This window comes from Noviherbaspirillum suwonense (genome assembly GCF_900182955.1).
GTDB classification, from domain to species: Bacteria; Pseudomonadota; Gammaproteobacteria; order Burkholderiales; family Burkholderiaceae_D; genus Noviherbaspirillum_A; species Noviherbaspirillum_A suwonense.
In genome coordinates, this window is sequence record NZ_FXUL01000015.1 from 108,530 (window position 1) to 130,545 (window position 22,016).

Sequence of the window (22,016 nt, forward strand, 5' to 3'; positions counted from 1 at the left end):
GGCCAGCCTCCACGAAGTTTTGCAAATTATGCATCAAGGCCGGGTGCTGCAACCATTCGTAGAATTACGTGCCGTCGCCGCCCAGCAACTGCTGCGCCACATCCGCCGGCAGCGCCTCGACCGACTTCAGCTTGCGCGACATCTGCCGGCTGCGGGTCTCGGCCTGCTCGATGTTCTTGGCGGCCCGCTCCAGCGTCAGCTTGGTCGTCGCCAGCACGTCGCCGAACTTGCCGAACTCGGTCTTGACCGCGCCCAGCACCTGCCAGACCTCGGACGAGCGCTTTTCCAGCGCCAGCGTGCGGAAGCCCATCTGCAGGCTGTTGAGCAGCGCGCACAGCGTGGACGGGCCGGCAATGGTGATGCGGCAGGTGCGCTGGATCTCGTCGGCCAGGCCCGGGCGGCGCATCACTTCCGCATACAGGCCCTCGGTCGGCAGGAACAGGATGCCGAAGTCGGTGGTCAGCGGCGGTGAAATGTATTTTTCGCAGATGGTGCGGGCCTCGCTCTTGAGCACGCGCTCCAGGTCGCGCACGGCCAGCGCGACGCCTTCGGCATCGGCGCGGTCGGCGGCTTCCGCCATGCGCTCGTACTGCTCCTTCGGGAACTTGGCGTCGATCGGCATCCAGACCGGCGTGCCGCCGTCGATCAGGCCCGGCAGCTTGATCGCGAACTCGACCCGCTCGCCGCTGCCCGGCACGGTCTCGACGTTCTTTGCATACTGGTCGGCGGTCAGCATCTGCTCCAGCAGTATACCCAGCTGGACCTCGCCCCAGGTGCCGCGCGACTTCACGTTGGTCAGCACCCGCTTCAGGTCGCCGACGCCGATGGCCAGCTGCTGCATCTCGCCCAGGCCCTGGTGGACCTTGTCGAGCCGGTCGGACACCAGCTTGAACGATTCGCCGAGCCGGTGTTCCAGCGTCGCATGCAGCTTCTCGTCCACCGTGCGGCGCATCTCTTCCAGCCGCGCGCCATTGTCGCTCTGCAGGTCGCGGATCTTCGCCTCCAGCGTCGCGCGGATCTCGCCCATGCGCTGGGCGTTGGACTCGGTCAGCGTCGCCAGCGTCTGGTTCAGCGTGTCGCCGAAGTGGCGCAGCGCATTGGCCTGCTCCTCGCGCCCGGACTTGGCCTGCAGCGTGATCGCATGCCGCATCGCCTCGAGCTGCAGCGCATTGGCCTCGCCGGTCTTGGCGAGCTGCTGGGCGAAGGCGTCGATCTGGCCGTTCTGCAGCGTCGCGACCCCGGTCACCTGCGCGCCGATGCTGCGCTGGAACTCGGCCAGCAGGCCGGCCAGCTCCTGCCGGGTGCCGCGGGCGCTGGCCTGCACCTCGCCGCGCAGCTCGCGCTCGGTGCGTTCGGTGGTCTTTTCCAGCACCGCGGTGAATTCGTCCGCGTCCGCGCTGGCGCCGCCCTGGGACGGGCGGCGCATCAGCTGCAGGCACTGGAGGGCGACGATGACGATGCCCAGCGCCAGCAGCACGAAAAATTCGATGGACGACATGGTTCAGCCTTCGCGGTTGCGCATCCAGTCCGCGGTCTGGAAAAAGGAATGGATCAGGCGCTCCTGCAGCGCCTCCGGCATGTCGAGTTCATGCATGGCCAGCGCCATGCAGCGCAGCCACTGGTCGCGTTCATTCGATGCGATGGAAAACGGCAGGTGCCGGGCCCGCAGCCGCGGGTGGCCGAAACGCTCGATGTAATGATTGGGGCCGCCGCTCCAGCCGGACAGGAACCAGAACAGCTTGTCGCGCGAGCCGTCGAGCGACGGCGGATGCATCGCGCGCAGCGCCGCGAACTGCGGCTCCAGGTCCATCAGGTCGTAGAAACGGTCCACCAGTTCGCGCAGCCGCGCTTCGCCGCCGATGATGTCGTACAGCAGCGGCGCGTCTTCTTGGTCTTCAGCAGGGGTCATGGGCGGCTATGATAACGCAGCCGTGGCGCCCCTGCCTCCTCCCGTTTTCACGCTTCCCGCAGCGTCTGGAGCGGTGGATGCCGCAGCACGTTGCGCAGGCCCACCCAGCCGCCGATGAAGGCGCAGGCGGCGCCGACGGCGACGCCTGCCACCCAGACCATGGGGCTGAAGCGCCATTCGAAATTGAAGACGAATTCCGCCAGCGCCCAGCCGGTGGCGGCGGCGCCGGTGGCCGCCAGCAGGCCGGCCAGCCCGCCGACCAGCGCGAACTCGATCCATTGCGCGGTCGACAGCTGCCGCCGGGTCGCGCCCAGCGCCCGCAGCAGCCCGGCTTCGCGGATGCGCTCGTCCTGCGAACCCACCAGCGCCGCGTACAGCACCAGCACGCCGGACGCCAGCGTGAACAGGAACAGGAATTCCACCGCCCGCACCACCTGGTCGATCACGCTCTGGATCTGGCGCACCACGCTGCCGATATCCACGATGGTGAGATTGGGAAAGTCGCGCACCAGCTGGTTGACCAGCGCGGCCTTTTCCGGCGGCAGGCGGAATGCGGTGATGAAGGTCTGCGGCGTCTCGGCCATCAGCGCCGGGTTCAGGATCACGAAGAAGTTGACCCGCATCGAGCCCCATTCCAGCTTGCGCAGGCTGGTAATCGGCGCTTCCACGATCTGGCCGCCGATGTCGAAGCGCAGCCGGTCGCCCAGCTTCAGGTTCAGCGTCTTGGCCAGTCCCTGCTCGACCGACGCTTCCGGCTTGCGGTCGTCCAGCCATTTGCCGGCCACGACCTGGTTCTGCGCCGGCAGCGCGGTCATCGTCGACAGGTTGAACTCCCGGTCGACCAGGCGCTTGGCGCGGTCCTCGATATAGGTTTCGCCGGTGATCGGGGTGTCATTCACCTGGATCAGCCTGCCCCGTATCATCGGGTAGAGAACGGGCTGCGCCACGCCGTTCTGCGACAGCGTCGTCGCCAGCGGCGCCTGCTGCTCGGGCTGGATATTGAGCACGAACTGGTTGGGCGCATCCGGCGGCGTCGCCTGCTGCCAGGCCTGCACCAGGTCGCCGCGCACGACGGTCAGCAGCAGCAGCGCCATCAGGCCCAGCGACAGCGCGACCACCTGCACCACGGTCGCGCCGGGACGGCGCTGCAGCGCGGTGACCGCGAAGCGCCAGCCTGGATGGTCGATCGCGCCGCGCAGCAGGCGCAGCGATTTCAGCGCCAGCCAGCCGACCAGCGCAAACAGCGCAAAGCCGCCGAGGAAGCCGCCCGCCGTCAGCGCGCCGAGTTTCAGGTCGCCCGACTGCCAGAGCAGCAGCGCGACGAAGCTGACCAGGCCCAGGCCGTAGGTCGCCAGCGTCATCGGCTGCGGCGCGGCCTGTTCGCGGCGTATCACCCGGTTGTGCGGGACGTTGCGCAGTTGCAGGATGGGCGCCACCGCGAAGCCGACCAGCAGCAGCATGCCGGTCGCCATGCCCTGCAGCGCCGGCAGCGCGCCGGCAGGCGGCAGGTCGGCGCCGACCAGCGTTCCCAGCCAGGCCAGCAGCACGAAGTGCGCGCCGAAACCGACCAGAACGCCGAGCGCGCTGCCGACCAGCCCGACCGCGATGAATTCGAGCAGGTACATCTGCATGACCTGGCGCTGCGTCAGGCCCAGGCAGCGCAGCATCGCGCAGGCGTCGAGGTGGCGCAGCATGAAACGGCGGGCCGCCATCGCGATGGCCACCGCCGCCAGCATGGCCGAGAGCAGGCCCACCAGCGCGAGGAACTGTTCGGCGCGGTCCAGCGTCGCCCGCATCTCGGGACGGCCCGACTCCAGCGATTCCAGATGGACGCCCTTCATCTTGCCGCTTTCGATGCGGTCGGCGATCCAGCGCTGGAAGGCCGCGACCTGTGCCGTCTCGCCCGCCACCAGCAGCCGGTAGGTCACGCGCGAACCGTACTGGATGAGCCCGGTTGACGGCAGGTCCGCCTGCGCCAGCATCACGCGCGGCGCGAAATTCATGAAGGCCGCACCGCGGTCGGGTTCGACCGAGATCACTTCGGCAATGCGAAAGCTGCGCTCGCCCAGCCGGAGCGGGTCGCCGGTTTTCAGCTTGTGCGCGAGCAGCAGGTTATCGTCGACCCAGACCGTTCCCGGCGCCGGCACGTCGCGGGTCACACGGTCGGCCTGGCCCTGGCGCAGCTTGACGCTGCCGCGCAGCGGATAGCCCGGCGTCACCGCCTTGACCGACGCGAGCTGCGTGACGCCCGCGTCCCCGGCGCCGCTGCTGGCCATGCTGGGAAATACGGTCGTCTGCGCCACCTGCAGCTTGCGGTTCGCCGCCTCGGCCAGCCAGGACGGGTCGATCGGCTGGTCGGCGCGCACCAGCAGGTCGGCGCCAAGCAGCTGGTGGGCGTCGCGCGACAGCGCGCCGCGCATGCGGTCGACGAAAAAACCGACCGACGTCAGCGCCGCCACGGCGACGATCAATGCAATCAGCAGGAAACGGAGTTCGCCCGCGCGCCAGTCCCGGCGGGTCATGCGCAGTGCCTGGACAAGCATCAGGTGCTGAACTTTCTAAATAGCCAGCGCATGCCGCGCCAGAGTTTGGGCATCAGCCACAGGGCCAGCAGCAGGAACAGCAGCAGCAGCACGAACCATAGCCACGGGTAGAAAAATGCGGCCCACAGCCCGGTCGCCACCACCGCTTCCTCGGAAAACGAGGCGGCCCAGTTGCTGAACGGTTCAGGCGAGGTATTGATCAGCGCGCGGCTGCCGGCCTTGGTGAAATGCGCGCTGGCCGCCAGCGTGCCGCCCAGCAGGCCCGCCACCACGGTCCAGGCCGGATCGATATGGCCCAGCGCCGCGACGCTGAGCACCGCGCCGGCGGGAATGCGGATAAAGGTCTGGATTGCATCCCAGGCCGAATCGACGCCCGGGATCTTGTCGGCCAGGAATTCGACCACCAGCAGCACGCCGGCAACGCCCAGCACCCAGGGCGACTCCAGCACCTGCAGCGACGACGGCAGCTCCAGCCAGCCGAGGCGGCCGAGCGTACCCGCCATAAACAGGGTCATGTACAGGCGCAGCCCGCTGGCCCAGGCCATGCCGCCTGCCAGCGCGGCGGCGGACAGGGTTTCATCCATCGTCGCTCTCCTTCACGCTATGGCTACAGCCTACCCCATCCGGCGCGGCAGCGACACGCAGCGGTTGCGCGGCTGCGATTCGGTCAAGGCCGGCAGGTGCATGGGCGCAGCTCAAGCGGTGGCGAAGTAGTCGTCGACCTGGCGCAAATAGGCCGCCTTGGCTTCCTCGTCGATAAACGCGGCGGCAAAGCTGTTGCGGGCCAGCCGGTAGGCATGGTCGCGGGTCAGCGGCAGCGATTCGAACAGCGCGACATAGTTATCGTTGACATAGCCGCCAAAATAAGCCGGGTCATCGGAATTGACCGTCGCGGCAATGCCGGCGTCGAGCAGTTCGAGGATGTTGTGATCATGAATCCGGTCGAACACCCGCAGCTTGATATTGGACAGCGGGCAAACGGTCAGCGCCACCTGCTCGCGCGCCAGCCGGGCCGTCAGCACCGGGTCTTCCAGGCAGCGCACGCCATGGTCGATCCGCTCGACATGCAGCTTGTCCAGCGCGGTATAGATGTACTCGGGCGGGCCTTCCTCGCCGGCGTGGGCCACCAGGTGCAGGCCGAGCTCGCGGCACCGGGCGAACACGCGTTCAAACTTTTCCGGCGGGTTGCCGCGCTCCGACGAGTCCAGGCCGACGCCGATGAACTTGTCCCGGTGCGGCATCGCCTCCTCCAGCGTCGCAAAGGCTTCCGCTTCCGACAGGTGGCGCAGGAAGCACAGGATCAGCGACGCGCTGAGGCCCCACTCCTTTTGCGCGTCGGTCAGCGCGCGGTGTATGCCGCCGATCACGATCGGGAAACCGATGCCGCGCTCGGTGTGCGTTTGCGGGTCGAAGAAGATCTCGGTATGCAGCACGTTATCGGCATGCGCCCGTTCCAGGTAGGCCCAGGTCATGTCGTAAAAGTCGCGCTCGGTCTGCAGCACGCTGGCGCCGGCATAGTAGATGTCGAGGAAGGATTGCAGGTCGGTGAATGCATAGGCGCGCCGCAGGTCTTCCACGGACGCATAAGGCAGCGTCACGCCATTGCGTTCCGCCAGCGCGAAAATCAGTTCAGGCTCGAGCGAACCTTCGATGTGCATATGCAGCTCGGCCTTGGGCATGGACCTGACGAGGTCCGATAATGCTTCAGTCATTGCGTTCTCCAGATGGGTACGACCGCCATGGTAAGCGCTGCGACGGCTTGCTGCAAAAACGCTTTGTTATCGGCCTGGCAGCAAATGGCGACGAAGATGTTAGCAGTCCGAAAACACCACTATGCGCAGACGCATTGAAACGACGAAACGACGCAACGCGCGCCGTTTCAGGTTGATCCTGCTCAAGCATTGCCCACCAGATCTACTTAAGATTCCCGCTAGACACTTCCCAACCCAGTTCACGGATTTGACATGGATACCTTGCGGGACACGGATCAGGCAATCATCGCCCTCATCGAGGCGGCCGGCACAATGAATGCGCGTGAACGTTATTTCTATCGTCAATCGTTACAGGCGCTGGTCAGGCTGGCAAAGACCGAACAGATGAACGAGGTTCGCGCCAGCGTCGGCATGTTGATCGGCTCGCCGGCCTACGCCGCCTCCTGACCCGCACGACCCGCGCACAATCGCATTCTCGACCGTAGCACCTGCAGGGCGCCGCCGCCCTGCAGGCGTTCGCCTGTCGTGCCTAGTTCCACTTCCCCGTTCGTCCACCGATGCTGTAGCTTCCGGCGCCCAGCAGGGCGACCGCAACGGCGGTGAAGAAATAGAAGCCCTGCAGCTCGAGCGCCCAGCCGCCGTTCTTGGTCATCGTGAAGATCTGGGGGATATGCGCGAGCGCCACGGCCACGATCATGTTGATGGCGACAATGACCGCGCCCAGCCGCGCCCAGATGCCGAACAGGATCATCAGCGGCGCAATGACTTCGCCGATATACACCAGGAAGGCCAGGCCGCTGGGCAGGCCCGCCTTGGTCACCATGCCCATGATCGGGTCGATGCCGCCGATCAGCTTGGAGACGCCGTGGAAGAGGATCAGGATCGCCAGCGTTGCACGCAGGACCAGCTTGCCGAAGTCATCATTGGATTGCATCTTTATTGTTCCTTTTTGGTTGATGAGGTTGAGCAGCCGATGCCAGCGCAAGTGCAATGGCCCTGCCGCAAAATGCACCACGACGATAAAAGACTTTTAAAACAAGCAGCTAACAAACGAAAAGGCAAGTTATCCACAGCCTTTTCCACGTTGGCCGGGGATAAGGCCGGCGCAGATAAGCGACGCGCTGGCCGAACTAACTTGCCTTGACCGTATCTTACACTGTGTATTAATTATCAACAGACTGGAGCAAGTTATGCAGAATCCGATCAAACACATGCCCACAGAAGCGGATGTCGGCAGCGGCGAAAAGGGGCCGGGTCAGAAGGAGACCGAAAAAATGATCGAGCAGGTAGGCGACAAGGTCAATGAGACCCATGCTGACCAGGGGAAGGACGTCAGCAAGGACAAGCCGGCAAGCTGATTGCGCAGCCCGTTCGGCACAAATGAAAAAGGCCTGCGACAAGCAGGCCTTTTAGCTGGTGCAGCTTGTTACTTGCCGGCGCCCGGCGCGGCTTTCGGGTGGTCGCCGCGCATCGGGTGATGGCCATGATGCGGGCCGTGATGCGCGCCACGGCGTGGACCGTGGTGGCGCATGCCATCCGGCCCGGGAGGACGGCGGTCATCCGCCATCGGCATCGGCATCCGCCCCTGGCTGCCCGCGCCCATCGACGGCTGCCCGCTGCGCAGTTCCTGCGCCCGCCGCTCGATCTCGGCTATCCGCGCTGGATCGGTGCTCTCACGAATGCTGCTTTCCGGCGCCTGAGCGAACGCTGCGGCAGCGCTGAACAGCAGAGGCAGGACAGCGATCGTAATCCGGTTCATTTTCATGATGACCTTTCGTTAATATGGATGAATGGCCTGTTGAGTGGCAAATCAGGAAATTGGTTCCTGGCAGCCTGGTACCGCCGCTGCTTCCGTCATTCTTGCACGGTATGGCATAATGCCGCTTCTTTCCGGAAGCGTGGCCGAGCGGTTGAAGGCACCAGTCTTGAAAACTGGCGACGGGGTGACCCGTTCGTGAGTTCGAATCTCACCGCTTCCGCCAGATTCCTCTGCAAGAAATCTTTCACATCTTCCTTGTTCTGACCAACTTCCCTAAAAAATTCGCGCTTAGATCGTATTGAATAATGCTGTCTACAGCTTTTTGAAGTGCGATAGCACAACTTAATTATCCAAAATTGATTTCGACGTTTATTCAAAATGCGTTGAATGTCGAATTGACTTCATAAGTCAATTCATCCTTTTGCAAGCTGCAGAATATGCGTCGTTTACATCTGCCTCCCTTTTAAAGACTACCTATTCAGCGAAGGCCTTCAAACTTAACGAACTGGAATACCGCAAATAAGACTCGGGACCAGTTGATTTTCCAGGCTGGCTGCACATGATGTTCATGTTTGCATATCCATTGCAGCGCAATAATTTCCCAGCTTATTGATAGACGTCGATACATTGGGAATATTTCTATTGGAAAGTATTTCTAGAAATACATATAATCAGGATCAGAGGAGACCACATGAATCGTCACACCGACTCGTCTGCTGGAGCGAGAAAGCTCTCCAGCATCGAGGCCGCACGCGGCATTGCCGCGATAATGGTCGTGTTTTATCACACCGCGCGGCATCTGAATTTAAACTTTGGTGTCCTGCCCTGGCATGGTGTGTCGAAGTTTGGGCATGCCGGCGTAGATTTCTTTTTCGTGTTGTCCGGCTTTATCATTTTCTTTGTCCATAGCAAGGATGTCGGCAATCCTTCGCGCCTCTGGGTATATTTCGAGCGTCGCTTCACCCGTATCTATCCATTGTTCTGGGTGTCTTTAGCGATCTCGCTGGGACTTACCTGTCTATCCAGCACGGTGACACTGCCAAGCGTTGGCACCATCCTGCAACACGCGACCTTGTTACCGTTTGGGGGCGACGTCGGGGTCGCATGGACGTTGGAGCATGAGATCCTTTTTTATCTGATCTTTGCAGCTGCCATGATCCATAGACGCACAGGCATTGCGGTGTTTGCTCTCTGGCTGTGCTTTGTCCTGGCTTCGTGGGTATACGGCCAAGCATATGAATCGTCGCCGCTACTGGCCCGACTTGCGTCTACCTACAGTCTTGAATTTTTCTTCGGTATGCTCGCCGCGTACCTGGTGATTATCCTGCCGACCGGGCTGATTTACACTTCCTTGACCATCGGCATTGGCGCTTTTGGCGGCTTTGCGCTCGCAGAAGACCTCGGACTATTTGACGGCTATGCTTCATCGGCTCGCGTTGCTTATGGCATCAGTTCCATGCTAATTGTCATAGGCATTGCCGGTGCCAACCTGAACGGGCGTCTCGCCGCGCCCCGGTTCCTTGCGCATCTCGGTACAGCGTCTTATTCAATCTACTTGCTGCACCTTGCCGCCGTCGGAATCATCTATAAACTGCTGACCGTTGCCGCGCTGCAGAAGGCTCTGCCGCTGAACCTGCTTTATCCCCTGCTGGTAGCCGCCGCAATCGCATCCTGCATCATGATTTCACGCCTGGTGGAATATCCGCTGATGCACTGGATCAGACGACTTATTTCGGATCGCATTCGAGGCCGCAAGGCTCAGATACAACCAGTGCCCGAGTAGTCCCCCGCACCCGCCCTAACTTTACCTTGCCCCGAAACACGCGGCGCGTGAAGGCATGTCGCCAGGCTGGCCTGCTGCCGCCGGGCCAGACGCAACAAAGCCGGCGCGAGGCCGGCTTTGCATAGCCCGAAGGCAGGAGCGCGCTGCCGTTGCGGCAGGCGCTGCCCTACCCTGGCGAATCAGCCGCCGAAATACAGGCTGTTCACGTCGCCGGCGCGGTGCAATTGCGCCGACTGGACTGCTTCTGCACGGACTTCCTGGCGGCTGCGGGTGCTTGCCGCGTAGACCGTGTCCTGGCCGTCATGCTGGCGCTGGGCGATGGCGCCCTGGGCAGCAGCCTGGGCCAGGTCCTGGCGCACTTCGGCGCGAGTCAGGCTGGACTTGAAGTTGGCGTCCGGTGCGACGAATTCGGTTTGCTGGGCAAAAGCGGAACCAGCGGCGGCGAATACGGCGACAGCGGCGATCAGATTCTTGACGTTCATGGTGTTCTCCAAAAAGTGTGAGTGACTCGGGGCTCGGCGGTCCAGGCATCGTTGCTGCCCGTCGGGTCCTGCCTCGCTGAGTCGCACTGGTTTGCTCGTGTGCTCATCGATGAAGCACAGTCTAATCACTCTTAATGGATCAATAAACAACGTTTTATGAAATGCATTATTGCTGATTACGGAACAATCACCGGTTCGGCTGAGGGACTTGCCTTACTTCCCAATGTATCCGCCGCATGGCGTAGTCACAGGAGCCGCTGACCCGCGCCACGCGGCAAGCCGTCAGTGCGCGCCGACCGCCCAGCCGACGCACCTGTCCTCTCAGAGCTCAGGCGGTATGCGCGCAATGGCCTTGAAATGGTGAAATCCCTGGTCCCGCAGCGGCTCGATCCGATAACGCAAATCGCGCACCCTATCGATCAGCGTCGCGTAGACCATGTCATTTTCCGCGCCGACGATGCGGTAAATTTCGCCTTCGCTGTTTTCGATGCCGAACTGCCGGATGCTCTGCCTCGTGAGGGAATCGACTTCGGGCGTTCCCAGAAACGCAATCAGCGCGCTGTCGAACTTCGGAATGGCCTTCCCTTTGATGAGTGCTGTCTCCATGCTTTTTTCCTTTTTGGAACCCGCCGGTAAAAATCACGATCCACGGACGTTGAATCGTGCGGGTTGTGATCCCATACCTTGCATAAAGCGCGCCAACGGAAAAAACCCACATCAATTCAAAGAGTTGACTAAAGCCTGGCAGCACGGGATTTCCCAACTGTAAAGCCGACCGACAGTGTTTTATTTACACAATTACAATTGAGAAACTTTTTCGCTGTTGCAGCCGGCATACGACTTGCTTGAACCGCAAGGCTTTTTTTGCGGGACGCGTATCATGCCGGCTGTTCCTGCCAACCCATAGCCCAGTAGATCGTCATGACTCGCCCCACTTACCTGCCCGATAATTTCACCTTCGCCATTCTCCTCACCGTCATCCTGGCAAGCGTGCTGCCCTGCTCCGGCCAGTTCGCGGAGGTTGCGCATGGCGTTGCCAGCGTCGCGATCGGACTGCTCTTTTTCCTGCACGGCGCCAAGCTGCCGCGCGAGGCCATCGTCGCCGGCGCGACCCACTGGCGCCTGCATGTGCTGGTGCTGTGCAGCACCTTCCTGCTCTTCCCGCTGCTGGGATGGATGATCAAGCCGTTGGCCCTGAAACTGGTCACCCCCGAGCTGTACACCGGGCTGCTGTTCCTGTGCGTGCTGCCGTCTACGGTGCAATCGTCGATCGCGCTGGTGGCCGTGGCGCGCGGCAATGTGCCCGCGGCGATCTGCAGCGCGTCGGCGTCCAACCTGATCGGCATCTTCCTCACGCCGCTGCTGGTCGGCCTGCTTGTGGTGCATGGCGCGTCGGCCGGTGCATCGCTTGAGTCGGTCGTGCCCATAATCATGCAGCTGCTGTTGCCATTCACGCTGGGCCAGCTGCTGCGGCCGCGCATCGGCGCCTGGGTCGACAAGCGCAAGGCGACGCTGCGGCTGGTGGACCAGGGTTCCATCCTGCTGGTGGTTTATACCGCCTTCAGCGCCGCGGTGATCGAAGGCCTGTGGGACAGGCTGCCGATGACGGCGCTGGCAGGGCTGGTCGTGGTCAACCTGCTGCTGCTGGGCCTGGCCCTGAGCATTTCCACGCTGGTCAGCCGGCGCATGGGCTTCAACCGCGAAGATGAGATCACGCTGGTGTTCTGCGCATCGAAAAAAAGCCTTGCGAGCGGGCTGCCGATGGCCAAGGTGCTGTTCGCCAGCCAGAGCGTGGGCATGATCGTGCTGCCGCTGATGCTGTTCCACCAGATACAGCTGATGGTATGCGCGGTCCTGGCGCAGCGCTATGCGCGGCGCGCGGACGTGCTGCTGCCCGAGACTGCGCATCGATAACGTGACACTGCCAACAATCCACAGGGAGACAGCAATGAATGCAAGCCCCAACCCGGCGCGCGGACGCCACGGCATGGCGACCGCGCCCAACGCGCTGGCGTCGCAAAGCGCAATGGCCGTGCTGCGCGAAGGCGGCAATGCGGTCGAGGCGATGATCGCCGCCGCGGCAACCATCGCGGTCGTCTATCCGCACATGAACAGCATCGGCGGCGACGGCTTCTGGCTCATCGCCAGGCCGGGGGAAGCGCCGCGCGGCCTCGAAGGCTGCGGCGCGGCCGCCGGGGCGGCCAGCATCGACAGCTACCGCGAGCGCAATCTCTCCGCCATCCCGTTCCGCGGCGGCGCCGCGGCCAACACCGTGGCCGGCACCATCTCGGCATGGGACGCCGCACACGCCTATTCGCGGGACGCGCTCGGCGGGCGGCTGCCGCTGTCGCGGCTGCTGCAGGATGCGATCGACTACGCGCGCGACGGCATACCGGTCACGCGCAGCCAGTCGCTGGGCACCGCCGCCAAGCAGGACGAGTTGGCCGCGATCGCCGGCTTTGCCGACACCTTCCTGCCGAACGGCGCAGCGCCGCCTACCGGCAGCCTGTTCCGCCAGCCGCGGCTGGCGGACACGCTCGAACACCTGACGCGCGCCGGCCTTGCCGACTATTACCAGGGTGCGCTGGCGGAAAGCATCGCGCAGGACCTGGCGAAGCTCGACAGCCCGCTGATGCTGGCGGACCTGCAGCGCCATCGCGCCGAATGGAAGACGCCGCTGGCGTTGAAGCACAGCCTGGGCACGGTGTACAACATGCCGCCGCCGACGCAGGGGCTGGTGTCGCTGCTGATCCTGGGCCAGCTTGACCGCCTGCTCGACGCCGGCATGGACCCGGTCGGCCCGGCGTTCGTGCATGCCTGCGTCGAGGCGACCAAGCTTGCGTTCGCGATCCGCGACCGAGAAGTCACCGACCCCGGCTACATGTCGGTGGTGCCGCAGGACCTGCTGGCGCCCGATGCGCTGGACCGGATGGCGGCCGGCGTCGACCGCGACCGCGCCGCGCCCTGGGGCAAGGGTCTCGGCCCGGCCGACACCGTGTGGATGGGCGTCATCGACGGCAACGGCGTCGCGGTCAGTTTCATCCAGAGCATCTACCACGAGTTCGGCAGCGGCCTAGTGCTGCCCGCCTCCGGCATCAACTGGCAGAACCGCGGCTGCAGCTTCAGCCTGGACCCGCAGTCGCGCAATCCGCTGACGCCCTTCCGCAAGCCCTTCCACACGCTGAATCCGGCGCTGGCCCGATTCGACGACGGGCGCACGCTGGTCTACGGCAACATGGGCGGCGATGGACAGCCGCAATCGCAGAGCGCGGTGTTCAGCCGCATCGCGATGTTCGGCATGAACCCGCAGGAAGCGATCAGCGCGCCGCGCTGGCTGCTGGGCCGTACCTGGGGCCAGAGCAGCGACAGCCTGAAACTGGAAGCGCGCTTTCCGCAAGAGACGGTGGCGGCGCTGCGCGCAATGGGGCACGAAGTCGACGTGATGGCCCCGATGGATGAAACCATGGGACACGCCGGCGCCATCATCCGGCATGCCAACGGGCTGCTGGAGGGCGCATCGGACCCGCGCAGCGACGGCGCGGCTGCTGGCTGGTAAGTCGATGAACCGCGGTTGAGCCGCGGTTCAATTTCGATTGAACCGCGGTTGAACCTGTCAGCTGCCCGCAGGGTGCATCGGGCGCAGCGCCCGGCACCCTGCGAACCCGACCGCATTTACGCTGCCGGATCCGGCACTGCGGCCACGCAGTACCTTGCAATCGCCTCCAGCACCGCCGCATCCTCGCCCACCGCCGGCGCAACCGTGATCTCCAGGCCCGGATGGGCGCTGCGCAGCTCGTCCACCAGCAGCGGCAGGTCGCGCAGCACATGTCCGCCCTGCCCGAGGAACACCGGCACCAGGGACACTTTCCCGCATCCCTCCTGCACCAGGCCGGCCACCGCTTCCGGCAGCCGCGGCGACATCAGCTCGAGAAACGCGAGCCTGACCGCGGTCTCCGGCAGGGCGGCCTGCGAAATCTCGCGCAGGCGCTCGAACGGCGCGGCCCAGCGCGGGTCTCTTGCGCCATGCGCAAACAGGATCAATGCTTGTTTCATCTAACGCCTTTCAACCCACATCAATGTGGCGATCGCCGCCAGCAGGAACAGCACGCTGGGCAGCACTGCGGTGGCAAACGGCGGCCAGGTATTGAGCATGCCGATATGGGAAAACAGGCGGTTCACCAGCTGGAAGCTCACGCCTATCATGATGCCCGCGAAAATCTTGAGGCTGACGCCGCCGGCCCGGAAATGCAGGTAGGCGAACGGCAATGCGACCGCCATCATCACGAAAACGGCGAACGGATAGATCAGCTTGCGCCAGTAGGCGATTTCATAGCGCTCGGTGCGCTGCTTGTTTTCGGCAAGGTGCTTGCTGTACAGCGAAAGATTGGCCGCCGACATGCGCTCCGGGTCGGCGAACAGCACCGACAGGATCGCCGGCGTGATCTCGGAGATCAGCGGCATCGCGTCGAGCTTGTGCGTCGACACCGCGGCGGTGAGATCCAGGGTGCCCGGGCCGCTGCGGGTGGCATCGCGCTTGAAGCGGCTCTCGGACACCTGCGCCAGGGTCCAGGTGTTGTTGCCGGCATAGTCGGCCCGGGCGGCAATGATGTAGGCGCTGAGATGGAAGTCGGCATCGAATTCGTAGATGCGCAATGTCAGCAGTTCGCCGCTCGGACGCATCTCGCGCACGTTGAGGAAGCGCGTGCCGACCACCTTGCCGCCGACGCCGTTTTCACGGATCACGTCCTTGGCCCACAGGCCGGAACGGAATTCCTGCGACACCGCGGCGCCCTTGACGCTCAGCTTGAGTTTTTCGGCGGACTCGGTCGCCCGCGGCGCAAGGTATTCGCCGAACACGAAAGTGAGGATGGCGAAGACGATGCCTATGCGGGCCAGCATCGCGGCCGTCTGGCGCGTCGACAGGCCGGAGACGCGCATGATGGTGAACTCGGAACGCGACGCCAGCTGCGCCAGCACATAGATGGTGCCGATCAGCGCGGCGATCGGCATCAGCTCGTAGGCATAGCCGGGCAAAGCCAGCAGCACGTAGAGGAATGCATGCTGGAGCATGTAGCCGCCGGTGCCGACCGACTGCATCTCGCTCATCACGTCGAAGAACGCGAACAGCGCCAGGAAGGCCAGCAGCACGAATGCGCTGGCGCGCAGGATCTCGGAGGCGAGGTAACGCTGCAGGACTTTCATGCGCTGCGCCTGTGGAACAGCGAGCGCTTCAGCGCATTCCAGTACGCCAGCGGATGGTGGCGGCTATTCATCAGGATGCGCCAGGAAAACAGGAAGGCGACCAGCACGGCGGTCAGCAGGTGCAGCGGCCACCATCCCGTCATCAGGCTCATGCGCTCCTGGCTCACGGCGGCCTGCAGGACGCTGACCATATTGCTGTAGACGACGAACACCAGCAGCGCCAGCAGCAGGTTGGCCGAGCGGCCGCCGCGCGGATTGACGAAGCCCAGCGGTATTCCCAGCAGCATCAGAAGCATGCCCATGAAGGGCAGCGCGATGCGCCACAGCAGTTCGCCGCGGTTCTGCGGCGTCGGGTTGTCCACCAGCTGGCCCAGCGACAGCGCGCGCGCCGAACTGGTCGCGGTGGCGCCTTGCGGCTGGCTGTTGATCAGCACGCCATACCGTTCGAACTCCATCAGCTGGAATTCCGGCTCGGATGGCGTGCCGTCGTAGCGCCGGCCATTCTTCAGCACGAGGAACTTGTCGCCCTTGGCATCGACTTCCGTCGTGCCTTCCCGCGCGACGATGACGCTGGACTTGCCGTCGCGGACGCTGTTGATGAACACGTTCTTCACATTGCTCACGTCTTCCGTCAGGCCTTCGACGAAGAACACCCGGTCGGAGGACGACGATTCCTGGAAGCGCCCGGGCGAGACCCGGGAGACGTCTTCACGCTGCTCGAAGCGTTCGCGGAACTCGGCGCTCTGGCGGTTGGCCCACGGCGTCACCGCGAGGCTCAGGACGGCGATCAGCAGCACCAGCGGCATGCCGACGGTGAGCACCGGCCTGATCCAGGCGGTGAGGCTCATGCCGGAGGCGAACCAGACCACCATTTCCGAGTCCTGGTAAGTGCGCGTCAATACCAGCAGCACGGATATGAAACCGGTCAGGATCAGGATGATGGGCAAATAATTCAGCGCCGAAAAACCGAGCAGCGCCACCACGTCCTGCGACGCGACCTTGCCGCCGGCAGCCTGGCCCAGGATGCGGATGAGCATGACGGTGATGGTGATCGAGAACAGCGTGGTGAAGACGGCGCCGGCGGTGCTGAGCAATTCGCGACGTAGAGCGCGTTGAAAAATCATTCGATACTATAATTGCGTGGACTAAAAAGGAGCATTCATGGACTTTAGCATAAAAACATTCGACGCCCGGACCACCCTGGCCCAGGCAAAAAGCGGCGTGATCGTCGTGGGCGTCTTTGAGAACAAGGTCATGACGGCAGCCGCCGCCGGACTCGACGGCGACGGTGCAATCACCGCCGCGCTCAAGTCCGGCGACCTCAGCGGCAAGGCCGGCAGCACGCTGCTGCTGCGCGGCGCGGCCGGCGCAACGGCCGAACGGGTGCTGCTGCTGGGCCTCGGCAAGGAAGAACCCGTCACGCCCAAGGACTACTCCACGGCTGTCCAGGCGCTGGCGCGCACGCTGTCCTCGCTGGGCGCAGCCGATGCGCTGGTGTCGCTGCCCTTCGAGCGCGTCAAGGAACGGGACGCGAACTGGGCCATGCAGGCGCTGGTGCTGGCGCTGTGCGAATCGCGCTATCGCTTCGACGAACTGAAGAGCAAGAAGGAACCGGCGCCGGCCGGCGTGCGCAAGGTCGCGCTGGTGGTCGACGCCTCGAGCGCCGCCGCCGGACGCGCGGTGCTGGCGCAGGCGCAGGCGCTGGCCAACGGCGTCGAGCTGGCCAAGGACCTCGGCAACCTGCCGCCGAACGTCTGCACTCCGACCTATCTCGCCAACACCGCCAAGAAACTGGCCAAGCAGTTCGGCTTCGGCGTCGAGGTGCTGGACCGCAAGCAGATGGAAGCGCTGAAGATGGGCAGCTTCCTGTCGGTCACCAACGGCACAGTGGAGCCGCCGAAGTTCATCGTGCTCAAGCACCAGGGCGGCAAGTCCCGCGAAGCGCCGACGGTCCTGGTCGGCAAGGGCATCACCTTCGACTCGGGCGGCATCTCGCTCAAGCCGGGCGCGGCAATGGATGAAATGAAATACGACATGTGCGGCGCGGCCTCGGTGCTGGGCACCTTCCGCGCGATCGGCGAGATGGGGCTGAAGCTCAACGTGATCGGCGTCATCCCGACCACCGAGAACATGCCTTCGGGCACGGCGACGCGGCCGGGCGACATCGTGACATCGATGTCGGGCCAGACCATCGAGATCCTGAACACCGACGCCGAGGGCCGCCTGATCCTGTGCGACGCACTGACCTATGTCGAGCGCTTCAAGCCGGCCGTGGTGGTCGACATCGCGACGCTGACAGGCGCCTGCATCACCGCGCTGGGCCATCACAACTCCGGCCTGTTCACACGCCACGACGACGCGCACGACGCGCTGGCCGATGCATTGCTCGCCGCCGGCAAGACCGCGGACGACACCGCCTGGCGCCTGCCGATCGAGGACAGCTACCAGGAGCAGCTGAAGTCCAACTTCGCCGACATGGCCAATATCGGCGGCGCGCCGGGCGGCAGTATCACCGCTGCCTGCTTCCTCGAGCGCTACACCCGCGCCTACACCTGGGCCCACCTCGACATCGCCGGCACCGCCTGGAAAGGCGGCGCGGCCAAGGGCGCAACCGGGCGCCCGGTGCCGATGCTGACCACCTTCCTGATCAACCGGGCCCAAGCCGCGCGTTGACCAGGCTGTAGACAGGCATTGCGCCGGTCCTGCCGCGAGCGGGGCCGGCGCTTTTCATTTCATCGGGGACACCATGAAACTAGCAAGCTGGAATGTGAATTCGCTGAAGGTCAGGCTGCCGCACGTGCTGCAGTGGCTGGCCGACACGCAGGTCGACGTGCTGTGCCTGCAGGAGACCAAGCTCACCGACGACAAGTTTCCGGTCGCGGAGATCGAGGCGGCCGGCTACCAGGTGGCGTACAGCGGCCAGAAGACCTATAACGGCGTCGCCATCCTGTCGCGCCACCCGCTGGCCAACGAGGTGAAGAACAACCCGCTGTTCCCGGACGAGCAGCAGCGCATCATCGCCGCCACCATCGAGGGCATGCGCATCGTCTGCGCCTACGTCCCCAACGGCCAGACCGTGGGCTCGGACAAGTATGCATACAAGCTGAACTGGCTGGCGTCGCTGCGCGACTGGCTGGCGGCCGAGCTGCAGGCGCATCCGTCGCTGGCGCTGCTGGGCGACTACAACGTCGCGCCGGCCGACCGCGACGTGCATGACCCGGCGGCCTGGGTCGGTTCGGTGCTGGTATCGGAACCGGAGCGCGCGGCGTTCCAGGCGCTGTGCGCGCTGAACCTGACGGACGCGTTCCGCCTGTTCGAGCAGCCGGACAAGGTGTTCAGCTGGTGGGACTACCGGCAGATGGCGTTCCGCCGCAACATGGGCCTGCGCATCGACCACATCCTTTTGTCGCCGCCGCTGGCGGCGCGCTGCACGGCCTGCATCATAGATAAGGCGCCGCGCAAGCTGGAGCAGCCGTCGGACCATACACCGGTGATTGCGACGCTCGCGTCCTGAGCGGAGGTCGATGCGGTTGCGGTTGGCTCCGCGCAGCGACGGTTGCGGTTGCCGTTGCCGTTGCCGTTGCCGTTGCCGTTGCCGTTGCCGTTGCCGTTGCCGTTGCCGTTGCCGTTGCCGTTGCCGTTGCCGTTGCCGTTGCCGTGGCCGTTGCAGTGGCCGTTGCCGTTGCCGTTGCAGTGAATCCCCGTCGATGGCGACACGTCGCCAGTGCCGAAATCGGATAAAGAAGCGTCCGCTGTCTGAGCGAAGCGAGTTTCGGACGCTTCCCGATTTCGGTGCCAGCGGCGTGTGCACCCCGCGCAGCGGGGCGCCATCATCGGGGTCGCCTTTTCTTAGTTACTTCTTTTGGCGAAGCAAAAGAAGTGACCCGGCCGCCGGGACGGACTCCCGGCTAGGTCGTCCGGCAGGACACACGTATCGCTTCACCCGCCCGCCGCCGCACCGTCGCGAAGCCGCTTCTGCAGTTTGCGACGGCTGCACGTTACGAGAACGCGCCACAGCGCAAGGCGCCGATGCTGCGTCTGCTGACGGGTGAAACCATTGAGGATTCACTGCCGTGGGGAGTAGCCGGGTGTTCGGCCCGGCAGCCGACCCGCTTTTTTGCTTCGCCAAAAAAGTGGGGCAAAAAAGGCGACCCCTACGATGGCGGTCCGCTGCGCGGACTGCACGCGCCGCCAGCACCTGAAACGGGAAGCGTCCGAAACTCGCTACGCTCAGACAGCGGACGCTTCTTTATCCGTTTCAGGCACTGGCGACGCGTCGCCATCTAACGGGGATTCGCTGCAACGGCAACGGCCACTTCACGAGCAACGGCAACGGCAACTGTCGCTGCGCGGGCAACGGCATCCGCATCCGCTACGGCTTGCCACCCACCCTACCCTTCAATTGCTTCTCGAACGCCACGTCAAGCTTGCTGACCCGCTTGATCTCCTGCGGACCAAAGGCATTGACGAAAGCAACGAACTCGTCCTGGTCCAACGGCGGGCTCAGCTGTTCCATGTCGCCGTTCTCGGTGACGATGGCCAGGGTGAACAGGCCGCTGGCGCTGCGCACCATTGAAAAATCGGAACTGCCGCTGCGGCGCTTGAGCCGCTCCACTGCCGCGCTTGCTCTGGTTGATCGCATTGCCCGTTCCCCGCTTTCCTAAGATGCAGCGATGATAAGGCAGATTGCGGGCGCGCTCTTAGCGCCGCATCACGTCCCGGATCTGCTGCAGCGACGCCGGGTCTTCCATCGTGGTCAGGTCGCCGGCGTCGCGGCCTTCGCAAACGGCCTGGATCGCGCGTCGCAGCAGCTTGCCCGAGCGGGTCTTGGGCAGCATGGAGACGATGTGCACCTGCGCCGGGCGGGCCACGGCGCCCAGCTGGCGGTCGACGGTGGCCATCAGTTCCGCGGCCAGCGCCTGGCGCGCGTCCTCGCCGGACAGTCCGTCGTTATGGCGCGGGATCACGAAAGCGATCGCGACCTGGCCCTTGAGCTTGTCCTCGACCCCGACCACCGCAACTTCCGACACGTTGGGATGGCTGCAGATGCTTTCCTCGATCTCGCGCGTGCCGAGCCGGTGGCCGGCGACGTTGATCACGTCGTCGGTCCGGCCCAGGATGAAGTAGTAGCCATCGGCATCGCGTATGCCCCAGTCGAACGACGAATAGACCGGGCGGTTGAAATTGGACCAGTAGGTGCGCTTGAACCGTTCATCGTCGCCGTAGACGGTCTGCATGCAGCCCGGCGGCAGCGGCGCTTCCAGCACCAGCACGCCCTTTTCGCCCGCCGCGCATTCGTCGCCGCTGACTTCGCTGATCACCTTGACCTTGTAGCCCGGCATCGGCACGCCGGGGCTGCCCAGCCGGGTCGGCCGGTCATCCACTGCGCGGGCGATCGACAGGATCGGCCAGCCGGTCTCGGTCTGCCAGTAATTGTCGATGACGGGCACGCCCAGCGCGCCCTGTATCCAGGCCGAGGTGGTCTCGTCCAGCGGCTCGCCGGCCAGGTAGAGCGCCTTCAACGACGACAGGTCATGCTTGTCCATCAGTTCCTGCGGTTGCTTGCGCAGCACGCGGATCGCGGTCGGCGCCGAGAACATCCGGCTGACCCTGTACTTCTCGACCAGCCGCCACCAGATGCCGCCGTCGGGCCGGGTCGGCAAGCCCTCGTACATCACGGTGGCCATGCCGGCCAGCAGCGGGCCATAGACGATGTAGGAATGGCCGACCACCCAGCCGATGTCGGATGTCGCAAAGAAGGTCTCGCCGGCTGCGCCGCCGAAGATGTGCTGCATCGACGAAGCCAGCGCGACCGCGTAGCCGCCGACGTCGCGCTGCACGCCCTTGGGCTTGCCGGTGGTGCCGGACGTGTAGAGGATGTAGGACATCTCGTTGGACTCGAGCCATGTCACCGGCACCTGCGCATCGATGTGCTGTTCGCGCAGGGCGGCGTAGTCGACGTCGCGGCCGGGGACCAGGTCCATCGGCACCATGCCACGGTCCACCAGCAGCACGGTGGCGGGCTTGTGGCTGGCAAGCCGGATTGCTTCGTCGAGCAAGGGCTTGTACGGCACGCGCTTGCCGGAACGCGAGCCGGCATCGGCCGAGATCACCAGCCTGGGCTGCGCATCGTCGATGCGGGTCGCCAGGCTGTTGGACGCAAAGCCGCCGAACACCACCGAGTGCACCGCGCCGATGCGGGCGCAGGCCAGCATCGCGAACACTGCTTCGGCAATCATCGGCATATAGATCAGCACCCGGTCGCCGCGGCCCACGCCGAGCGCCAGCATGATGGCGGACATGCGCTCGACTTCGGCCTGCAGTTCGCGGTAGGAATAGATCCGCTCGACCGGCTCGCCGTCGGCGCTCACCTCGGTGCTCACCGCGATCAGCGCGGCCTGCCCGGGCTGCGCCTGCGCCCAGCGGTCGACCGCGTTGTAGCAGAGATTAGTGCGGCCACCGACGAACCAGCGGTTGAGCGGGGCCTGGCTGTCGTCCAGCACGCGGGTGTAGGGCGTTTCCCAATGAACGCGGCTTGCTTCCCCGCCCCAGAATTCCTGCGGCTGCTCAATCGAACGTCGGTAGAAATCTGCGTAATTCATGGCCTTGCCCCCGTGTGGTCTGGT

Annotated in this window: 22 protein-coding genes and 1 tRNA gene; 9 read left to right on the top strand and 14 right to left on the bottom strand. The window is 64.4% G+C overall.

Annotation, left to right across the window (positions count from 1 at the left end):
* Positions 1-64: 64 nt before the first annotated feature.
* The 5 genes from QOL82_RS18185 to QOL82_RS18205 form a co-directional block, all read right to left on the bottom strand.
* The gene (locus tag QOL82_RS18185) at positions 65-1,498 is read right to left on the bottom strand and encodes a DNA recombination protein RmuC (RefSeq protein ID WP_283443713.1); all 1,434 of its coding nucleotides are present in this window, start codon (positions 1,496-1,498) and stop codon (positions 65-67) included.
* 3 nt (positions 1,499-1,501) lie between these two features.
* Entirely contained in the window at positions 1,502-1,909 is a 408-nt protein-coding gene (locus QOL82_RS18190; protein WP_283443714.1) for a group II truncated hemoglobin, read from the bottom strand.
* Between the two features lie 47 nt (positions 1,910-1,956).
* Positions 1,957-4,452 (bottom strand): ABC transporter permease, encoded by a 2,496-nt coding sequence (locus tag QOL82_RS18195; RefSeq protein WP_283443715.1) that lies wholly within the window; start codon positions 4,450-4,452, stop codon positions 1,957-1,959.
* The gene (locus tag QOL82_RS18200; protein WP_283443716.1) at positions 4,452-5,036 is read right to left on the bottom strand and encodes a DUF4126 domain-containing protein; all 585 of its coding nucleotides are present in this window, start codon (positions 5,034-5,036) and stop codon (positions 4,452-4,454) included. The genes QOL82_RS18195 and QOL82_RS18200 overlap by 1 nt, the downstream gene beginning before the upstream one ends.
* 111 nt (positions 5,037-5,147) lie before the next feature.
* Positions 5,148-6,164 (bottom strand): adenosine deaminase, encoded by a 1,017-nt coding sequence (locus tag QOL82_RS18205; protein WP_283443717.1) that lies wholly within the window; start codon positions 6,162-6,164, stop codon positions 5,148-5,150.
* Between the two features lie 252 nt (positions 6,165-6,416).
* Between QOL82_RS18205 and QOL82_RS18210 the strand changes: the two genes are divergently transcribed.
* Positions 6,417-6,611 (top strand): hypothetical protein, encoded by a 195-nt coding sequence (locus QOL82_RS18210; RefSeq protein WP_283443718.1) that lies wholly within the window; start codon positions 6,417-6,419, stop codon positions 6,609-6,611.
* Between the two features lie 82 nt (positions 6,612-6,693).
* Here QOL82_RS18210 and QOL82_RS18215 read toward each other — a convergent pair whose 3' ends face one another.
* The gene (locus QOL82_RS18215) at positions 6,694-7,098 is read right to left on the bottom strand and encodes a DoxX family protein (RefSeq protein ID WP_283443719.1); all 405 of its coding nucleotides are present in this window, start codon (positions 7,096-7,098) and stop codon (positions 6,694-6,696) included.
* A gap of 256 nt (positions 7,099-7,354) precedes the next feature.
* Here QOL82_RS18215 and QOL82_RS18220 point away from each other — a divergent pair, with 256 nt between their 5' ends.
* Complete coding sequence (locus QOL82_RS18220) at positions 7,355-7,522, top strand: hypothetical protein (RefSeq protein WP_283443720.1); 168 nt, start codon at positions 7,355-7,357, stop codon at positions 7,520-7,522.
* Positions 7,523-7,590: 68 nt separating this feature from the next.
* Here the strand turns inward: QOL82_RS18220 and QOL82_RS18225 are convergent, their stop codons facing one another.
* The gene (locus QOL82_RS18225; protein WP_283443721.1) at positions 7,591-7,929 is read right to left on the bottom strand and encodes a hypothetical protein; all 339 of its coding nucleotides are present in this window, start codon (positions 7,927-7,929) and stop codon (positions 7,591-7,593) included.
* A gap of 127 nt (positions 7,930-8,056) precedes the next feature.
* Between QOL82_RS18225 and QOL82_RS18230 the strand changes: the two genes are divergently transcribed.
* Both QOL82_RS18230 and QOL82_RS18235 read left to right on the top strand, forming a co-directional pair.
* Positions 8,057-8,146: transfer RNA gene (locus tag QOL82_RS18230), tRNA-Ser, on the top strand.
* A 468-nt stretch (positions 8,147-8,614) separates the two neighbouring features.
* A complete protein-coding gene (locus tag QOL82_RS18235) occupies positions 8,615-9,706 on the top strand; it encodes an acyltransferase family protein (protein ID WP_283443722.1) in 1,092 nt (363 codons plus the stop codon).
* Between the two features lie 179 nt (positions 9,707-9,885).
* Here QOL82_RS18235 and QOL82_RS18240 read toward each other — a convergent pair whose 3' ends face one another.
* A complete protein-coding gene (locus tag QOL82_RS18240; protein ID WP_283443723.1) occupies positions 9,886-10,188 on the bottom strand; it encodes a DUF4148 domain-containing protein in 303 nt (100 codons plus the stop codon).
* Positions 10,189-10,509: 321 nt separating this feature from the next.
* Positions 10,510-10,794 carry a hypothetical protein gene (locus QOL82_RS18245; RefSeq protein ID WP_283443724.1) on the bottom strand — a complete coding sequence of 95 codons (285 nt, stop codon included), beginning with the start codon at positions 10,792-10,794 and terminating at the stop codon, positions 10,510-10,512.
* A gap of 315 nt (positions 10,795-11,109) precedes the next feature.
* Between QOL82_RS18245 and QOL82_RS18250 the strand changes: the two genes are divergently transcribed.
* Together QOL82_RS18250 and QOL82_RS18255 are read left to right on the top strand one after the other, a co-directional pair.
* Positions 11,110-12,102: a bile acid:sodium symporter family protein gene (locus QOL82_RS18250; RefSeq protein ID WP_283443725.1), complete on the top strand. Its 993-nt coding sequence runs from the start codon at positions 11,110-11,112 to the stop codon at positions 12,100-12,102.
* A gap of 34 nt (positions 12,103-12,136) precedes the next feature.
* Entirely contained in the window at positions 12,137-13,744 is a 1,608-nt protein-coding gene (locus QOL82_RS18255) for a gamma-glutamyltransferase family protein (protein WP_430438508.1), read from the top strand.
* Positions 13,745-13,860: 116 nt separating this feature from the next.
* Here the strand turns inward: QOL82_RS18255 and QOL82_RS18260 are convergent, their stop codons facing one another.
* The 3 genes from QOL82_RS18260 to lptF are packed head-to-tail and all read right to left on the bottom strand — an operon-like array spanning position 13,861 to position 16,514.
* On the bottom strand, positions 13,861-14,241 hold the full coding sequence (locus tag QOL82_RS18260) for a sirohydrochlorin chelatase (protein WP_283443726.1): 381 nt from the start codon (positions 14,239-14,241) through the stop codon (positions 13,861-13,863).
* The gene (lptG, locus tag QOL82_RS18265; protein ID WP_283443727.1) at positions 14,242-15,390 is read right to left on the bottom strand and encodes an LPS export ABC transporter permease LptG; all 1,149 of its coding nucleotides are present in this window, start codon (positions 15,388-15,390) and stop codon (positions 14,242-14,244) included.
* Positions 15,387-16,514: an LPS export ABC transporter permease LptF gene (gene lptF, locus QOL82_RS18270; protein WP_283443728.1), complete on the bottom strand. Its 1,128-nt coding sequence runs from the start codon at positions 16,512-16,514 to the stop codon at positions 15,387-15,389. Before lptF ends, lptG begins: the two co-directional genes overlap by 4 nt.
* A gap of 37 nt (positions 16,515-16,551) precedes the next feature.
* On the opposite strand from lptF, the gene QOL82_RS18275 reads away from it, so the two are divergent.
* From QOL82_RS18275 to QOL82_RS18285, 3 genes are all read left to right on the top strand, one after another.
* Entirely contained in the window at positions 16,552-18,063 is a 1,512-nt protein-coding gene (locus tag QOL82_RS18275) for a leucyl aminopeptidase (RefSeq protein ID WP_283443729.1), read from the top strand.
* A gap of 73 nt (positions 18,064-18,136) precedes the next feature.
* On the top strand, positions 18,137-18,904 hold the full coding sequence (xth, locus tag QOL82_RS18280) for an exodeoxyribonuclease III (protein WP_283443730.1): 768 nt from the start codon (positions 18,137-18,139) through the stop codon (positions 18,902-18,904).
* A 515-nt stretch (positions 18,905-19,419) separates the two neighbouring features.
* Positions 19,420-19,677 (top strand): hypothetical protein, encoded by a 258-nt coding sequence (locus QOL82_RS18285; RefSeq protein WP_283443731.1) that lies wholly within the window; start codon positions 19,420-19,422, stop codon positions 19,675-19,677.
* A gap of 85 nt (positions 19,678-19,762) precedes the next feature.
* Here the strand turns inward: QOL82_RS18285 and QOL82_RS18290 are convergent, their stop codons facing one another.
* Both QOL82_RS18290 and QOL82_RS18295 read right to left on the bottom strand, forming a co-directional pair.
* Complete coding sequence (locus QOL82_RS18290) at positions 19,763-20,032, bottom strand: hypothetical protein (protein WP_283443732.1); 270 nt, start codon at positions 20,030-20,032, stop codon at positions 19,763-19,765.
* Positions 20,033-20,090: 58 nt separating this feature from the next.
* Complete coding sequence (locus QOL82_RS18295) at positions 20,091-21,992, bottom strand: propionate--CoA ligase (RefSeq protein WP_283443733.1); 1,902 nt, start codon at positions 21,990-21,992, stop codon at positions 20,091-20,093.
* Positions 21,993-22,016: the final 24 nt, after the last annotated feature.

What these genes read in the sequence shown, in the direction of transcription:
- QOL82_RS18185 (WP_283443713.1), bottom strand. Translation starts at nt 1,498, where the DNA reads ATGTCGTCCATCGAATTTTTCGTGCTGCTGGCGCTGGGCATCGTCATC.
- QOL82_RS18190 (WP_283443714.1), bottom strand. Translation starts at nt 1,909, where the DNA reads ATGACCCCTGCTGAAGACCAAGAAGACGCGCCGCTGCTGTACGACATC.
- QOL82_RS18195 (WP_283443715.1), bottom strand. Translation starts at nt 4,452, where the DNA reads ATGCTTGTCCAGGCACTGCGCATGACCCGCCGGGACTGGCGCGCGGGC.
- QOL82_RS18200 (WP_283443716.1), bottom strand. Translation starts at nt 5,036, where the DNA reads ATGGATGAAACCCTGTCCGCCGCCGCGCTGGCAGGCGGCATGGCCTGG.
- QOL82_RS18205 (WP_283443717.1), bottom strand. Translation starts at nt 6,164, where the DNA reads ATGACTGAAGCATTATCGGACCTCGTCAGGTCCATGCCCAAGGCCGAG.
- QOL82_RS18210 (WP_283443718.1), top strand. Translation starts at nt 6,417, where the DNA reads ATGGATACCTTGCGGGACACGGATCAGGCAATCATCGCCCTCATCGAG.
- QOL82_RS18215 (WP_283443719.1), bottom strand. Translation starts at nt 7,098, where the DNA reads ATGCAATCCAATGATGACTTCGGCAAGCTGGTCCTGCGTGCAACGCTG.
- QOL82_RS18220 (WP_283443720.1), top strand. Translation starts at nt 7,355, where the DNA reads ATGCAGAATCCGATCAAACACATGCCCACAGAAGCGGATGTCGGCAGC.
- QOL82_RS18225 (WP_283443721.1), bottom strand. Translation starts at nt 7,929, where the DNA reads ATGAAAATGAACCGGATTACGATCGCTGTCCTGCCTCTGCTGTTCAGC.
- QOL82_RS18235 (WP_283443722.1), top strand. Translation starts at nt 8,615, where the DNA reads ATGAATCGTCACACCGACTCGTCTGCTGGAGCGAGAAAGCTCTCCAGC.
- QOL82_RS18240 (WP_283443723.1), bottom strand. Translation starts at nt 10,188, where the DNA reads ATGAACGTCAAGAATCTGATCGCCGCTGTCGCCGTATTCGCCGCCGCT.
- QOL82_RS18245 (WP_283443724.1), bottom strand. Translation starts at nt 10,794, where the DNA reads ATGGAGACAGCACTCATCAAAGGGAAGGCCATTCCGAAGTTCGACAGC.
- QOL82_RS18250 (WP_283443725.1), top strand. Translation starts at nt 11,110, where the DNA reads ATGACTCGCCCCACTTACCTGCCCGATAATTTCACCTTCGCCATTCTC.
- QOL82_RS18255 (WP_430438508.1), top strand. Translation starts at nt 12,137, where the DNA reads ATGAATGCAAGCCCCAACCCGGCGCGCGGACGCCACGGCATGGCGACC.
- QOL82_RS18260 (WP_283443726.1), bottom strand. Translation starts at nt 14,241, where the DNA reads ATGAAACAAGCATTGATCCTGTTTGCGCATGGCGCAAGAGACCCGCGC.
- lptG (WP_283443727.1), bottom strand. Translation starts at nt 15,390, where the DNA reads ATGAAAGTCCTGCAGCGTTACCTCGCCTCCGAGATCCTGCGCGCCAGC.
- lptF (WP_283443728.1), bottom strand. Translation starts at nt 16,514, where the DNA reads ATGATTTTTCAACGCGCTCTACGTCGCGAATTGCTCAGCACCGCCGGC.
- QOL82_RS18275 (WP_283443729.1), top strand. Translation starts at nt 16,552, where the DNA reads ATGGACTTTAGCATAAAAACATTCGACGCCCGGACCACCCTGGCCCAG.
- xth (WP_283443730.1), top strand. Translation starts at nt 18,137, where the DNA reads ATGAAACTAGCAAGCTGGAATGTGAATTCGCTGAAGGTCAGGCTGCCG.
- QOL82_RS18285 (WP_283443731.1), top strand. Translation starts at nt 19,420, where the DNA reads ATGCTGCGTCTGCTGACGGGTGAAACCATTGAGGATTCACTGCCGTGG.
- QOL82_RS18290 (WP_283443732.1), bottom strand. Translation starts at nt 20,032, where the DNA reads ATGCGATCAACCAGAGCAAGCGCGGCAGTGGAGCGGCTCAAGCGCCGC.
- QOL82_RS18295 (WP_283443733.1), bottom strand. Translation starts at nt 21,992, where the DNA reads ATGAATTACGCAGATTTCTACCGACGTTCGATTGAGCAGCCGCAGGAA.